General features: G+C 71.7%; 16 protein-coding genes. 5 read left to right on the top strand and 11 right to left on the bottom strand.

Going from position 1 to position 13,554, the window contains the following annotated elements:
- Window positions 1-90: 90 nt before the first annotated feature.
- Window positions 91-975 (bottom strand): alpha/beta fold hydrolase, encoded by an 885-nt coding sequence (locus AC07EG_RS01975; RefSeq protein ID WP_478251065.1) that lies wholly within the window; start codon window positions 973-975, stop codon window positions 91-93.
- On the bottom strand, window positions 972-1,877 hold the full coding sequence (locus AC07EG_RS01970; RefSeq protein ID WP_478251064.1) for an AurF N-oxygenase family protein: 906 nt from the start codon (window positions 1,875-1,877) through the stop codon (window positions 972-974). The genes AC07EG_RS01975 and AC07EG_RS01970 overlap by 4 nt, the downstream gene beginning before the upstream one ends.
- Window positions 1,878-1,951: 74 nt before the next feature.
- On the opposite strand from AC07EG_RS01970, the gene AC07EG_RS01965 reads away from it, so the two are divergent.
- Both AC07EG_RS01965 and AC07EG_RS01960 read left to right on the top strand, forming a co-directional pair.
- A complete protein-coding gene (locus AC07EG_RS01965) occupies window positions 1,952-2,710 on the top strand; it encodes a TetR/AcrR family transcriptional regulator (RefSeq protein ID WP_478251063.1) in 759 nt (252 codons plus the stop codon).
- Window positions 2,707-3,042, top strand: a complete 336-nt coding sequence (locus AC07EG_RS01960; RefSeq protein ID WP_478251062.1) for a DUF4873 domain-containing protein — start codon at window positions 2,707-2,709, stop codon at window positions 3,040-3,042. The genes AC07EG_RS01965 and AC07EG_RS01960 overlap by 4 nt, the downstream gene beginning before the upstream one ends.
- Before the next feature lie 45 nt (window positions 3,043-3,087).
- Here AC07EG_RS01960 and AC07EG_RS01955 read toward each other — a convergent pair whose 3' ends face one another.
- The 3 genes from AC07EG_RS01955 to AC07EG_RS01945 form a co-directional block, all read right to left on the bottom strand.
- The gene (locus AC07EG_RS01955; RefSeq protein WP_478251061.1) at window positions 3,088-4,335 is read right to left on the bottom strand and encodes a DUF418 domain-containing protein; all 1,248 of its coding nucleotides are present in this window, start codon (window positions 4,333-4,335) and stop codon (window positions 3,088-3,090) included.
- 147 nt (window positions 4,336-4,482) lie between these two features.
- Window positions 4,483-4,713 (bottom strand): DUF3107 domain-containing protein, encoded by a 231-nt coding sequence (locus AC07EG_RS01950; protein WP_478251060.1) that lies wholly within the window; start codon window positions 4,711-4,713, stop codon window positions 4,483-4,485.
- Window positions 4,714-4,761: 48 nt separating this feature from the next.
- Complete coding sequence (locus AC07EG_RS01945) at window positions 4,762-5,418, bottom strand: ferritin-like fold-containing protein (RefSeq protein WP_478251059.1); 657 nt, start codon at window positions 5,416-5,418, stop codon at window positions 4,762-4,764.
- Between the two features lie 250 nt (window positions 5,419-5,668).
- Here AC07EG_RS01945 and AC07EG_RS01940 point away from each other — a divergent pair, with 250 nt between their 5' ends.
- From AC07EG_RS01940 to AC07EG_RS01930, 3 genes are read left to right on the top strand one after another with little or no spacing between them, the layout of a single operon-like run.
- The gene (locus AC07EG_RS01940; RefSeq protein WP_478251058.1) at window positions 5,669-7,402 is read left to right on the top strand and encodes a DEAD/DEAH box helicase; all 1,734 of its coding nucleotides are present in this window, start codon (window positions 5,669-5,671) and stop codon (window positions 7,400-7,402) included.
- A gap of 4 nt (window positions 7,403-7,406) precedes the next feature.
- Window positions 7,407-8,717, top strand: a complete 1,311-nt coding sequence (locus AC07EG_RS01935; RefSeq protein ID WP_478251057.1) for an Rv3212 family protein — start codon at window positions 7,407-7,409, stop codon at window positions 8,715-8,717.
- A gap of 8 nt (window positions 8,718-8,725) precedes the next feature.
- The gene (locus tag AC07EG_RS01930; RefSeq protein ID WP_478251056.1) at window positions 8,726-9,622 is read left to right on the top strand and encodes an alpha/beta fold hydrolase; all 897 of its coding nucleotides are present in this window, start codon (window positions 8,726-8,728) and stop codon (window positions 9,620-9,622) included.
- Window positions 9,623-9,858: 236 nt separating this feature from the next.
- Here AC07EG_RS01930 and AC07EG_RS01925 read toward each other — a convergent pair whose 3' ends face one another.
- From AC07EG_RS01925 to AC07EG_RS01900, 6 genes are all read right to left on the bottom strand, one after another.
- Complete coding sequence (locus tag AC07EG_RS01925) at window positions 9,859-10,248, bottom strand: hypothetical protein (RefSeq protein ID WP_478251055.1); 390 nt, start codon at window positions 10,246-10,248, stop codon at window positions 9,859-9,861.
- A gap of 81 nt (window positions 10,249-10,329) precedes the next feature.
- The gene (locus AC07EG_RS01920; RefSeq protein ID WP_478251054.1) at window positions 10,330-11,202 is read right to left on the bottom strand and encodes a RecB family exonuclease; all 873 of its coding nucleotides are present in this window, start codon (window positions 11,200-11,202) and stop codon (window positions 10,330-10,332) included.
- Window positions 11,203-11,240: 38 nt separating this feature from the next.
- Window positions 11,241-11,867: a MarC family protein gene (locus tag AC07EG_RS01915; RefSeq protein WP_478251053.1), complete on the bottom strand. Its 627-nt coding sequence runs from the start codon at window positions 11,865-11,867 to the stop codon at window positions 11,241-11,243.
- Entirely contained in the window at window positions 11,867-12,733 is an 867-nt protein-coding gene (locus tag AC07EG_RS01910) for a PHP domain-containing protein (RefSeq protein WP_478251052.1), read from the bottom strand. Before AC07EG_RS01910 ends, AC07EG_RS01915 begins: the two co-directional genes overlap by 1 nt.
- Window positions 12,734-12,762: 29 nt before the next feature.
- Window positions 12,763-13,323 carry a PH domain-containing protein gene (locus tag AC07EG_RS01905; protein ID WP_478251051.1) on the bottom strand — a complete coding sequence of 187 codons (561 nt, stop codon included), beginning with the start codon at window positions 13,321-13,323 and terminating at the stop codon, window positions 12,763-12,765.
- 24 nt (window positions 13,324-13,347) lie between these two features.
- A complete protein-coding gene (locus AC07EG_RS01900; RefSeq protein WP_113696211.1) occupies window positions 13,348-13,509 on the bottom strand; it encodes a hypothetical protein in 162 nt (53 codons plus the stop codon).
- Window positions 13,510-13,554: the final 45 nt, after the last annotated feature.

Genomic DNA, 13,554 nt, shown 5'->3' with positions numbered 1-13,554 from the left:
TCCCCCTCTCCCTCCCCCCCCCCCCCCCCCCCCCCCCCCCCCCCCCCCCTCCCCCCCCCCCCCCCCCCCCCCCCCCCGCCGCCGGAGCGCTCAGGCGGCGCTGAGCACCGGCACCTTCGCCAGCGCGCGGATGCACGCGGCCACCTCGTCGGCGCGCTCGTAGGGCAGCATGTGCCCGGCCTTCGGGAAGTAGACGAACCTGGCGTCGGGCAGTTCGTCGGCGATCACCCTGGCGTGCGGGACCGGGCACAGCCGGTCCAGCTGCCCGGCGAGCACGACCGCCGGCGTGCCGCGGAGGGCGGCCAGCGCGAGCCGGCGGTCGTGCCGGGTGATCGCCTCCAGGAAGCCCGCGATGCTCGCGGGATGCGCGCGCAGGGCCTGTGCCGAAACCTCCAGCACGTCCGCCCGAGCCGCCCCCCTGCCGAACGCGAGCCAGCGGGTGAACGGCGCCAGGAACCCCGGACTCCCTGGCAGGGTGTCCTTGCGCCGTCGTTCCAGCAGGCTCCTCACCCGCGGTTCAGCCCTCGTCACGCCGCGCCCGGCGAGGCCGGGCAGGCCGAGGGTGAGCCGGTTCATCTCGCCGGACGAGGTGGCCACGAAGGCCACCCCGGCCACCCGGCGCGAAACCAGATCGGGATGCCGCTCGGCCAGCGCCATGATCGTCATCCCGCCCATCGAGTGCCCGGCGAGCACCAGCGGGCCGTCCGGCACCACCGCGCCGAGCACCTCGGCCAGGTCGTCGGCGAGCTGCTCGATGGTCGCCGTGCCGGGCGTCGCCGGCGCGGACGCGCCGTGCCCCCGGTGGTCGTACCGCAGCAGCCGCTGCCCGCGCAGCCGGTGGACCACCGGTTCCCAGCAGGTCAGGTCCTGCGTCCAGCCGTGCACCAGCACCACCGTCGCCGGGGCGTCGTCCGGACCGCTCAGCTCCAGGTGCAGCCGCGTGCCGTCGGCGGTGGTGAACTCGCGCGGGCTCATCGGGCCGGGAGGAGGAAGGACTTCCTCCAGAAGTGCATCCCCGGTTTGCCGATCAGGCCGGACTCGTCGAGGAACGGCATGATCTTCTCGCCGGCGAAGGCGATGGTCTGCTGCCAGTTCGGGTTGTTCAGCGCCGCCCGGACCCCGTCGCGCGGCCGGATGCCGACCGCCTTGTAGACGTACGGGTTGATGAACGCCCGCGTGACGAAGTACGAGATGAGCGCGATCAGGAACTGCTGGTAGACCAGCTCGGACCGGCTCAGCTTGGCCATGCCGCGGGTGACCTCCTCCCGCGCGAAGGTCACGTGCCGCGCCTCCTCCAGCACGTGGATCCGGTTCACCATGCGCACCAGCGGCTGGATCTCCGGGTCGTTCATCTGCTCCCGCTGCAGCCGGTCCAGCACCTCCTCGGCGACCAGGATCGCGCCGTAGCGGGCGGGCCCGTAGCTGATCGCCGGCAGCAGCTTGGCCGTCTGGCGCAGCGTCGGCACCGGGCCGTACGCCGGGCAGCCGATCCGGTCGGCCAGCCGGGCGAACATCGTCGAGTGGCGGCACTCGTCGGCGACCTCGGTCAGCGCGTACTGCGCATGGCTGGAGGTCGGGTCGGTTTCGTAGACCTCCTTGAGCAGCATCTGCATCAGCAGGATCTCGAACCAGAGCCCGGTGGTCGCCACGCTGGCGATCTCGTGCTTGCCGAGTTCGATCCGCTGCTCGGGGCTGAGCTTCTCCCACAGCTCCGTGCCGTAGAGGCTGGACCGGTGCTCCGGGATGTAGCGCTTGCCCGGCACCAGTGGCGCGTCCCAGTCGATGTCCACTTCGGGGTCGTAGAACTTGTTCGCCGACGACTTGAGCAGTCGTTCCGCGGTCTTCTCCCGACCGGCGTCCTTGAGCGTCCGCGTCATTGCCGACCTAGCCTTCCCACACCCGCACTTGTGTGTAACTTGAGGTAACAGTTACCTCTGGTAGCATGCGGAACATGGTCGGCCGTGTCAAGCGCAACAGCAAGCAAGCCAGCAAGCAGGTCCCGTCCGGCGAGCCGGAGACCGGGGACGCCAGGCGCGACCGCTGGCGCAAGCACCGCATCGCCCGGCGCGCGGAGTTCGTCGAGGCCGCGCTGCGGGCGCTGGACCAGCACGGGCCCGACCTCGGCATGGAGGACGTCGCCGCCGAGGCCGGGGTGACCAAGCCCGTGCTGTACCGGCACTTCGAGGACAAGGCCGACCTCTTCGTCGCACTCGGCCAGCGCGGTACGAACATCCTGTTCGAGCGGCTGATCCCGGCGATCAACGCCGAACTCGCGCCGCTGCCGCGCATCCGGATGGCGCTCGACGCGTTCTTCGGGGTGATCGAGGAACACCCGAACCTGTACCGGCTGCTGGCGCGCGGGTCGTGGCCGGACAAGCCGGTGGACTCGGACGTGGTCGCCGAGGACAAGGAACTGATCGCCACCGCGCTGACCTCGCTGCTCGGGGACTACATGCGGATGTTCGGCATGGACTCGGGCGCGGCGGAACCGTGGGCGCACGGCATCGTCGGGCTGGTGCAGAACACCGGGGAGTGGTGGCTGGAACGGCGGTCGATGAGCCGGGACAGCGTGGTCGAGTACCTGACCCAGCTGATCTGGGCGGCGATCGACGGGCTGCTGCGCCAGCGGGGCGTGGTGGTGGACCCGAACCTGCCGCTGGAGCAGAACAAGGTCGTGCAGATGGCACGGGGAAAGGAAGAACCGGCGTGAGCGCACACGAACACGACGACGAAGACGGCTACACCGGCGAGGCGACCGTCGTCGTCGGCGAGACCGAACTGGCGGTGCGGGTCCAACTGCGCGGTCACTTCCAGCCGATCGACGGCTACTACCACTGGTACGGCCGCATCAACGCCTCCGCGGAACTGTCCGAACTGCTCGGCGGCAAGAAGACCAAGGCCGAGATCCGCACCCCGGAGGGCAGCGCGGCCGGCGAACTGTCCGATCCGGACCCGTGGGACCGCTACCGCGTCATGGGCACCAGCACCCCGCCGTTCCGCGTCCCCACCACACTGGCCGAAGTGGAAGCCGCCACCGCCTGACCCCGTTCCCGCGAACCACCTCCGCGGAGGTGGTTCGCGGGCGGGTCAGGCCACGCGCTTGGGGAGGAGTTTGACCGGCCAGCGGGAAGCCTGGTGCAGGACCCACTCCAGCGGGCCCCGGCCGACCCACTTCTTCCAGGCGACCGCGAAGACCAGGGCGACCCCGCCGAACCACAGCCAGTGCGACAGGCTGAACGCGTCCTTTTCCCGGAACAGCAGCCAGATCGCCACGAAGTGGCCGGCGTAGGCGGTCAGCGCGATCGACCCCAGGTCGGCGACCGGCCGCAGCAGCCTGCCGAACCGGCGCGTGAGCAGCAGGCACCCGCCGATCACCACCGCCGCGACGCCGATGCAGCCCACCAGGTCGAACGGGGTGTAGGAGTGCCCGTTCGCGACGAACTCCCAGGCCAGCGTGGTGGTCGGCGGCGTGCCGAACGACTGGTTCACGTTCAGGTCGTAGTACTCCGCCGGGCTCATCCCGGCCGCACCCGCCGCCGGGATGAGCGAGCGGTAGATCTCCTCGCGGCCGCCCAGCACGTCGGTGGCCAGCCACGACGAGGTGTACGCCACCGCCGCCGTGATCGCACCACCGGCCACCAGCCGGCGGCACACCAGCTCCGAGCGCAGGTCCATCCGCCCGATCGCCATGCCGGCGAAGACGTACGCCAGCAGGCTCAGCGCCGGGAACGTGCCGGTGAGCAGCAGCACCTGCAGGATGTAGTCGAACGACGCCGTGCTGAACGTCTCGACGGTGGCGTCCGGGAGCCACAGCACCAGGTCGCGCGGCGCGATGTGCGAGCGGATGGCGAACGAGAGGAACGGCAGCACCGTGGCGCAGAACGCGGCACCGGCGATCAGCGCCGGGATGCCGAGCCGCAGGAACGGGATGGCCAGCACGAAGCAGGCGCCGTAGTAGGCCAGGATGACCAGGTAACCGGTGTGCAGGTTGGTCAGGAACAGGCCCAGCGCGATCAGCAGCGGCGCCCTGGTCAGCAGCCGCAGCACCACCTGCGCCCACGGCCTGCCGGTCTTCGGCACCTCACCACCGGACATCAGCGCTATCGACACCCCGGCGAGCACCGCGAACAACGCCGCGGACCGGCCCTCGAACGGCAGGAACGCCAGGTTCAGGCCGCCGTGCGCGGGGTGCGGGCCGACGTGCACCGCGTACATGCCGAGCACCGCGACGCCCCTGGCGACGTCGACCCCGGTCAGCCGCAGCGTCCGCTGCTCGGGCAGCGGGCTCTGGTCCAGCACGCCGGCGCGTGCCTGTGCCGCAGTGACGCCGTCCACCCCATTTCTCCGCATCGACGGCCGGAGGGCCCCGGAAAACTCCGGTCCAGTGTGCCCTGTGTAGCTGATGCGGTGCTGAGGGTGTGGCAAAAATAACGATGTGAACACTTCCGGGGGAAGCCGCTGGCGGCCTCCCCCGGTCAGCGGCTATGCGCCGACGGCGAAGCCGACCTTGCGCACGTCGTTCGGCGCGATCTCGACGTACGCGATGCGGTCGGCGGGCACCAGGAACTTGCGGCCCTTGTCGTCGGAGATGCGGAACAGGCCGTCGGCGGCGTTCAGCGCCTCCGAGACGAGCTTTTCCACCTCCTCGGCGGACTGGCCGCTGGACACCACGAGTTCACGTGGGGTGTCCTTGATGCCGATCTTGACCTCCACCTGGGACCTCCGCCCGAAATCAACAACAGGGAAACGACAAATCCCAGGCTAACCGAGTCCGAGCACCTGCATCCGCTTGGTGTGACCCTGCTGGAGGCGCCGGAACAACTGCGCGATGCCGGAGAGGTCACCCGAACCGCTGACGATCAACTCGGCGAGCCCGTCGCGCTCGGCGACCACGTACTGCGCCTGGGTCAGCGCCTCGCCCAGCAGCCGCCGCCCCCACAGGGCGAGCTTGTCGCGCTGGGTGCGCTCGGCCTCGATCGCGGCGGCCACCTCCTGCTCGGCGAAGGCCGAGTGCCCGGTGTCGGCCAGCACGGTGAGCACCAGGTCCTTGGTCTCCGGGTCCAGCCAGTGCGCGATCTCGCGGTACAGGTCGGCCGCCAGCCCGTCCCCGACGTACGCCTTCACCAGTGATTCCAGCCACGATTTCGGCGCGGTCGAGGCGTGCCAGGCGTCCAGCGGGCGGACGAACGGCTCCATCGCCCGCTGCACCGCCACGCCGTGCCTCGACAGGTACTCCGACAGCTGCTCGTAGTGGCCGATCTCGGCGGCCGCCATGCACGACAGCGCGGCGCGCCCGCCCAGCGTGGGGGCCGATCTCGCGTCCTCGGCGAGGCGGTCGAACGCGGACAGCTCGCCGTACGCGAGCACCCCGAGCAGATCGACGACACCCTCGCTGATCTTGTCTTTTCCGTCGGTCACGCGGTGAGCCTAGCCGCCCTCAACGGGTGACAGAGATCACGTGGCGGGCGCGGCGTGTAGTCGTTCCCGGAATTCGACGGGGTACACTTCGCGTTGGATCAAGAGGATCTGCCGCACCACGACGGCGCGTCCCCTGGCGGAAGGCCGGGGCTCGGAGCGCCGGGGTAGCGGTGACATGTGTGCGTACGCCTCCACACCGACGGCATTCCCGCGAGGGCCAACCCGCGGTCGAGTGTCACGAAGCCAGGCAGTGCGCGCTGGTACGAGAGAGGCGATCACCCTGACCGCAAGCGAAAACCACGAAGAGAACATCACTGCCGGTAGCGATCCGGTCGCGCTGGAGCACAGCGAGACCGGCCTGCCGGAGACCGACCCGTCCCACCCGCTCCAGGCCGGCGCCCCGGTCGAGCCCGAAGCACCCACGTTCGCCGAGTTCGGCGTGCGCCCGGAGATCGTGCGCGCACTGGCCGAGAGCGGTATCGAGCGCACCTTCGCCATCCAGTCGCTGACCCTGCCGCTGGCCATGGCCGGTGACGACCTGATCGGCCAGGCCCGCACCGGCATGGGCAAGACGCTGGGCTTCGGCGTGCCGCTGCTGCACCGCATCGTCACCCCCGGCGACGGCACCCCGCAGGCGCTGATCGTGGTGCCCACCCGCGAGCTGTGCCTGCAGGTCGCGCGCGACCTCACCGACGCGGGCAAGCACCTGGGCATCCGCACCCTGGCCATCTACGGCGGCCGGCCGTACGAGCCGCAGATCGCCGCCCTGCGCAAGGGCATCGACGTGGTCATCGGCACCCCCGGCCGGCTGCTCGACCTCGCCGAGCAGCAGCACCTGGTGCTGGGCAAGGTCCGCAACCTGGTGCTGGACGAGGCCGACGAGATGCTCGACCTCGGCTTCCTGCCGGACATCGAGCGCATCCTCGGCATGGTCCCCGAACAGCGCCAGACCATGCTGTTCTCGGCCACCATGCCGGGCCCGATCATCACGCTGGCCAGGACCTTCCTCAACCAGCCGACGCACATCCGCGCCGAGGAGAACGACGCGGGCGCGGTGCACGAGCGCACCACCCAGTTCGTCTACCGGGCGCACTCGCTGGACAAGACCGAGCTGATCGCCAAGGTGCTGCAGGCCGAGGACCGCGGGCTGTGCATGATCTTCACCCGCACCAAGCGCACCGCGCAGAAGGTGGCCGACGAGCTGGCCGAGCGCGGCTTCGCCGCCGCCGCGGTGCACGGCGACCTCGGCCAGGGCGCCCGTGAGCAGGCGCTGCGCGCGTTCCGCGCGGGCAAGATCGACGTGCTGGTGGCCACCGACGTCGCCGCCCGCGGCATCGACGTGGACGACGTCACGCACGTGATCAACTACCAGACGCCCGAGGACGAGAAGACCTACGTGCACCGCATCGGCCGCACCGGCCGGGCGGGCAAGACCGGGGTCGCGGTCACCCTGGTCGACTGGGACGAAGAGGCGCGCTGGAAGTTCATCTCGGACACCCTCGGCCTGGACAAGCCGGAGCCGGTGGAGACCTACTCCACCTCCCCGCACCTGTTCACCGACCTCGGCATTCCGGAGAGCGCGTCGGGCAGGCTGCCGCTGGCCAAGCGCACCCGCGCCGGGCTGTCGGCCGAGCCGGAGGAGAACCTCGGCGGCAAGCGCCGCGGGCGCTCGGAGACCGAGTCCACGGTCAAGCGCACCCGCCGCCCGCGCCGCCGGACCCGTGGCGGGGCCGACGCGGCCGCCGCCATCGAGGCCGCGGACGCCGCCGCCGCGAAGCCCGAAGCCGAGAGCGGTGGCGAGGAGCGCACGCGCCGCCGCCGCACGCGTGGCGGGGGCAGCAAGCCGAACGGCGATGCCTCGGCCACCAACGAGAAGCCCGAATCCGCGGCCGGGGAGAGCGGCGAGCGCCCGGCGCGCCGCCGTCGCCGCCGCCGCGCCGGTGCCCCGGCCAACACGGCCGACACACCGGCTTCGGCAGACTGAGCACGTGCCTGAGCCCCACCCGACCGAAGACGTGCTGGCCGCCTCCACCCCCGCCGGGGAGGAGGCGGCCTTGCCGGTGGAGAAGCCGGTGGAGAAGCCGGGCAAAGCTCGCAAATCGCCGTGGAGCCGTGGCCGCGACAAGGCGATCGCCGTCGGCCTCGCGGTCGTGGTGCTGCTCGCCGCCGGGGTGGTCTGGCTGACCAGCGACAGCCGCGCCACCGTCTCGGAAACCGCGGACGCGGCGCCGTCGCTGCCGGACGCGCCCGCCGAGGTGCCCGGCACGCTCACCGAGGTGTGGCAGGCCCCGAGCGCGGCCACGCCGATCCCGGTGGCCGAGGGCACGTCGGTGGTCACCGGCGACGGCGGTGAAGTGGCCGGCCGGGACCCGATGACCGGTGCGGTCCGCTGGCGCTACGCCCGTGACCTCCAGCTCTGCACGGTCGCCGGGGTGTGGTCGAAGGCGCTGGCGTTGTTCCGCAAGGACCACGGCTGCAGCGAGGTCACCCAGCTCGACCCGGGCACCGGCAAGCGCACGGCGTTGCGCAACGGTGACGCCGAACTCGGCACCCAGCTGGTCGACGACGGCTCGCACGTGACCACCAGCGGCACCAGGCTGCTCAACACCTGGCGCGACGACCTGGTGCGCAGCCTGGAGTACGGCGAGGTCCCGGCGCTGACGAACCCGGGCAAGCAGCCGCGCACCGGCTGCGCCTACTCCTCGGTGGCCGCCGGTTCCGGCAAGGTCGGCGTGGTCGAGCAGTGCCCGGAGGACCCGGCCGACCGGCTGACCCTGCTGAAGTCGACGCCGAAGGAGAGCGACGAGCCCGAGGTGAACTTCAGCTCGGTCACCGCCGGGCGCGGGGTCCGGCTGGTGGCCGTCTCCGGGGAGGCCACCGCGGTGGCGTTGCCGGAGCAGAACCTGCTGGTCATCTACGACCAGGACGGCAACCAGCGCACCGCCTACCCGCTGGAGCTGCCCGCGGCGGACCGGTCGGCCCCGCAGGGCCCGGTGCAGCCGGTGACCAGGGGCACCCGCGGCTTCTACTGGTTCACCGGTTCGAAGACGGTGGCGCTGTCCAGGGACGGCCTGAGCCCGCAGTGGACGCTGAACGGCACGCTGGGCCCGGCGGTGAGCTTCGCCGGGCAGCTGGTGGTGCCGGTCCCCGGCGGGCTGGCGGTGATCGACGAGGGCACCGGCCGCACGCTCCGCACCATCGGCGTCGACCGGCACGGCTACCGCGGTCCGGTCCGGCTCGCCTCGATCGGCCCGATCCTGCTGGAACAACGCGGCACGACGCTGGCCGCACTGCGCTAGGGGAACGCATGGGGATGCATCCGGGACTGGCCGACGGCACACCGCCGCGGCCGTCGCAGCTGTGGCCGCACCAGGCCGAACGCACCGAGTTCACCGGTCCGCACGGGCCGATCGCGGCCCTGCGCACCACCGGCGGCGCCAAGGCGACGGCGTTGCTGCTGCCGGGCTACACCGGGTCGAAGGAGGACTTCGCACCGCTGCTCGACCCGCTGGCCGACGCCGGTTTCCGGGCGGTCGCCATCGATCTGCCCGGCCAGTACGAGTCGCCGGGGGTGGACGACGAAGCCGCCTACACCCCGGCGGAGCTCGGTGCCGTGGTCGCGGGCCTGGTGGCCGAGCTGGGCCCGGACCCGGTGCTGCTGCTGGGACATTCGTTCGGCGGCCTGGTCGCCAGGGGTGCCGTGCTGGCCGGCGCCCGGGTCGCCGGGCTGACGCTGCTGGACAGCGGCCCCGGCCAGCTGCCGGAAGGCGGTCGCCGGGCGGCGCTCGGCCTCGGCGAACCGCTGCTCCGGCGGGACGGGCCGGCCGCCGCCTACGCCGTCCGCGAGGAGGTCAGCGCCCGCTTCCCGGCCTGGGCGCTGGTGCCGGACGAGGTCAAGGCGTTCCTGCGGGAGCGGTTCGTGCGCTCCAGCGCGGCCGGCCTGCTCGGCATGGCCGGCGTGCTGCGGAACGAGCCGGACCGGGTGGCGGAGCTGGCGGGGTCGTTGCGGGAGCACGACACCCCGAGCCTGGTCGTGGCCGGCGAGAACGACGACGCGTGGAGCATCCCGGCGCAGCGGGACATGGCCGAACGGCTGGGCGCGCCGTTCGTGCTGGTGCCGGGCGCCGCGCACTCACCCAACACGGAGAACCCGGACGGCCTGCTCGCGGTGCTCGTACCGGCGTGGCGCGCCTGGACCAGCTAGACGAGCGAGTCGGAAGTGATCAGTGGTCATCGGCCACCAGCGAAGGACCGGCCACTCGCCCCGGCGGCGTTTCTCGCGTTTGCGGCCCGGTCGGAGCAGCTCGATACCGCGCGACGCGAACCCCTTGTCTGCGACGAGCGGTGCCCCGGGCCGGAGTGGCTGGCGCAGTAGCCGTAACCGGCCCAGCCGGCCGGGTTGGAGCATCGGACGTTCAGCAGTGCCCGGGACTCACCCGGCTAGGCCCACCAGAAGAACCAGAGCGTTCCCAGGGTCAGCACGACCACGGCGATGCCGCACGCCGCCGCGCGGCGGCCGATCAGCTTGTCGGCGAAGTACTGCGCCACGACCACGGCCGCGGCGGCGGCGAAGTGGCCGATCAGCGACGGCAATCCCGGGCCCGGTGAGTCGACGAACTGGGCGTAGATCTGGATGACCACCTCGGCGGCGAACAGCATGCCCATGCCCGCGGCGATCGCCCCGGTGAGCCCGCGCCACCAGCGGCGCGGCCGGACCACCGGGCGCGGCTCGGGTCCCGAAGGCGCCGGAGAAGGCACCGGGGGCACCGCCAGTTCATCGGTCGGCGCGTTCGCCGGGGTCACGAACTCGTCGGTCCGGGCGTTCGCCACCGGATCGGCGGGCGGCCGCCGGGAACCCGGCCTCTGCCGTGCGGAGCTGGGGCCAGAAGCGTGCACTTGGGGAATCTCTCGCTATTCGTCGTCTTCCAACGGCGCCAGCAGGTCCCACGGCCGCGCTTCCGGCGCGGCCTGCTGGCCCTCGGCGCAGCTGGGCCGGAAGTCGCACCAGGAGCAGTGGCGCCCGGTCCTGGCGGGGAACAGCTCTTGCCCGTCACCGCCGTCCGCCAGGGTATCCGTCGCCTTCTGCAAGTCGGCGGCGGTCTCCTCCGCCCGGGTGACGTGCCGCTTCAGGCTCTCCGGGGTGTGCTCCGCGGCGGCGACCGTGCCGCTGGGCACGTGGTGCAGCTCCACCCGGTGGCACGGCAGGCGCAGCGTGCGCGTGGCCGCCACGGCGTACATCGCCAGCGCCTGCGCGCTGCGGGCCTCGTACTCGTCCGGCTGGCGCCGCCCGGTCTTGTAGTCGACGATCACCAGCTCACCACCGCGTTCGTCGATGCGGTCGGCGCGGCCCTCGACGATGATGGTCGGCCCGCCCAGCCCGCCCCCGGTCGGCGCGGACACCCACCGCTCCAGCCCGATCGGGTCGAAGCCGACGTCGTTGCGCTCGACGTACTCGGTGACCCACTCCTGCGCGCGGCGGCGGTACTTCCCGGCCTGCACCTCGTCGAGGAAGCCCGCGTCCTTCCAGTGCTCGGCCACCAGCGCCGCGGCCCGCTGCGGGCTGCGGCGCTGGACCGGCAGGTCGAACAACGCCTTGAGCGCGTTGTGCACCACCGCGCCGAGCGTGCTGTGCGCCCAGGCGCCGGTGCGCTGCGGGGTCGGCCGGTCCAGGTAGGCCAGCCGGTACCGGCGGGCGCAGTCGTCGAAGGTGGCCAGCTTGGCGGGCGTCACCCTGGTCAGCCGCCGCGGCTGCTGGGCACCGAAGTCGAAGCCGATCTGGGACACGACACCCAGCGTACGCACCACCACCGACAGTTCCGGACTCAGCTGCCGGAGATGAACCCCTTCACCGAATCGGCCACCAGCTCCACCGCGATCGCGGCCAGCAGCAGACCGGCCACCTTCGCCAGCAGCGTGATGCCGGACTCGCGGATCAGCCGGATCACCACGCCCGAGTACCGCATGCACATCCACAGCACGAAGTGCACGGTCACGATGGCCAGCGCCAGCGCCACGTAGGCCCCGGCCTGCCCGTCCGCCTGCCGCACGAACACGATGGTCGCGGCGATCGCCCCCGGCCCGGCCAGCAGCGGCGTGCCGAGCGGCACCAGCGCCACGTTGACGTCCTCGGCCACCTCGGGGCTGGTGCTGCCCTTGCCGGTCAGCAGGTCCAGCGCGATGAGCAGCAGGAGCAGCCCGCCGGCGCCCTGCAGCGCCGGGATGCCGATGTGCAGGTAGGCCAGGATCGCCTGCCCGGCGATGGCGAACAGCGAGATCACCAGCAGCGAGACCAGCACCGCCTGCCGGGCCGCGCGGGCCCGCACCGCCGGTGACTTCCGGCCGGTCAGGCTGAGGAACACCGGCACCGTGCCGGGCGGGTCCATGATCACCACCAGGGTGATGGTGGCCTCCATGAACAGCGTGGCGTTGAAGAAGTCCGAGACCGCCATCAGCCGGTCACCAGTTGCGCGCCGCTGGCCTGCCCGACCAGTTCCTCGAACGCCTCGGGCGCGGTGAGGTCCTGGCCGAGCTCGAGGGTCTTGTTGGTGCCGTGGTAGTCGCTGGAGCCGGTGGGCACCAGGTCCAGCTCACGGGCCAGGCCGCGCAGCCGCTCGCGATCGGCGGGCTCGTGGTTCGGGTGGTCCACCTCGAGCCCGGTCAGCCCGTGCGCGGCCAGCTTGGCGATGGCCTCCTCGCTCAGCGTCGGGCCGCGGGTGTGCGCGAACGCGTGGGCCAGCACGGTCACCCCGCCGGCCGCGGTGATCATCTCGATCGCCGTCTCCACCCTGGTGTCGGCTCCCGGCACGTAGTAACCGCGGCCGCTGGCCAGGTACCGCGCGAACGCTTCGTCCACAGTGGACACCAGCCCGGCGCGGACCAGCGCCTGCGCCAGGTGCGGGCGCCCGGCCGGGGAGTCCTCGGCGAGCAGGCCGAGCACCTCGTCCGGGTCCACCGGCAGGCCGTCGGCGGCCATCCGCTCGGCCATCGTGCGCACCCGGGACCGCCGCTGCGCCCGCAGCCTGCGCTGCTCGACGACCACCGCTTCGGCGGCCGGGTCGAACAGGTAGCCGAGCAGGTGCACGCCGATCCGCGCGCCCGGCTCACCGGACACGCAGGACATTTCGGCACCCGGCACCAGGGTCAGCCCGCGCGGCAGCGCTTCGATGGCGGGCTGCCAGCCGGCGGTGGTGTCGTGATCGGTCAGCGCGATCACGTTCAACCCCGTGGCGGCGGCAGCGGCCATCAGCTCGGCCGGACTGTCCGTGCCGTCGGAGACCGTGGAGTGGGTGTGCAGATCTATGCGCACAGCGTCCATTCTGGACGATGTCGCGGGTCACACCGCAATCAACCCACCATGCGCTTGCCGCGGGCGGCGCGCTGCGCCTTGATCATCGAGAACCGCTCGGCCTGCTTCTGCTTGTCGCCGAAGACCAGTTCGGAGATGGTGTCGTAGAACTCCTCCGGCCGCGGGAGGTAGTCGATCTTGTTCAGCGCCTGGATCTGCCCGGCCGACTCGACCACCATGGTGCCGTAGCCGAGCACCCGGCCCCAGGCCGTGCGCTGGTAGGTGAGGTCGGTGACCTTGGTGATCGGCATCATCAGCACCTTGGTGGTGAACACCCCGGTGGTCATCACGAACCGCTTGTCGGTGACCACCAGCCGCTCCACCCACCACTCCATCACCAGGTAGGCGAAGCGCAGGATGACCAGCAGCGCGGCGTACCAGAGGATGTTGTTGATCAGCCACATCGACGGCGGCAGCACGTACGACACCAGCACGCAGATGGCCAGCAGGGCCGCCGCCTCGAAGCTGTCCCACAGCAGCGTCGCCCAGTGGCGCCGGATGCGGATCACCCGGCGCTCGGTGTCGAGCAGGTACTCGTCTGGGTCGCGGGGAGCGAACATCAGCCCAGGCTAACCCGTGTCACCTCAGCTGAACACGTTGCTGACGAAGGTGATCACCGATTCGGCCGATTCGCGCAGGAAGGTGATGATGTTCGTGACGAGACCCGCCGCGCCCTGCGGCTGGGCGATCACGAAGAACAGCACCAACGCGATACCAGCGAACGTCAGGAGCTTCTTCGCGTTCATGACGATCAATCCCGTCTCTGTGTCCGGACCCTGTCCGCCAAGGTA

Source organism: Amycolatopsis sp. NPDC045836 (assembly GCF_056431745.1).
This window is presented reverse-complemented; position numbering and strand designations above follow the sequence as displayed.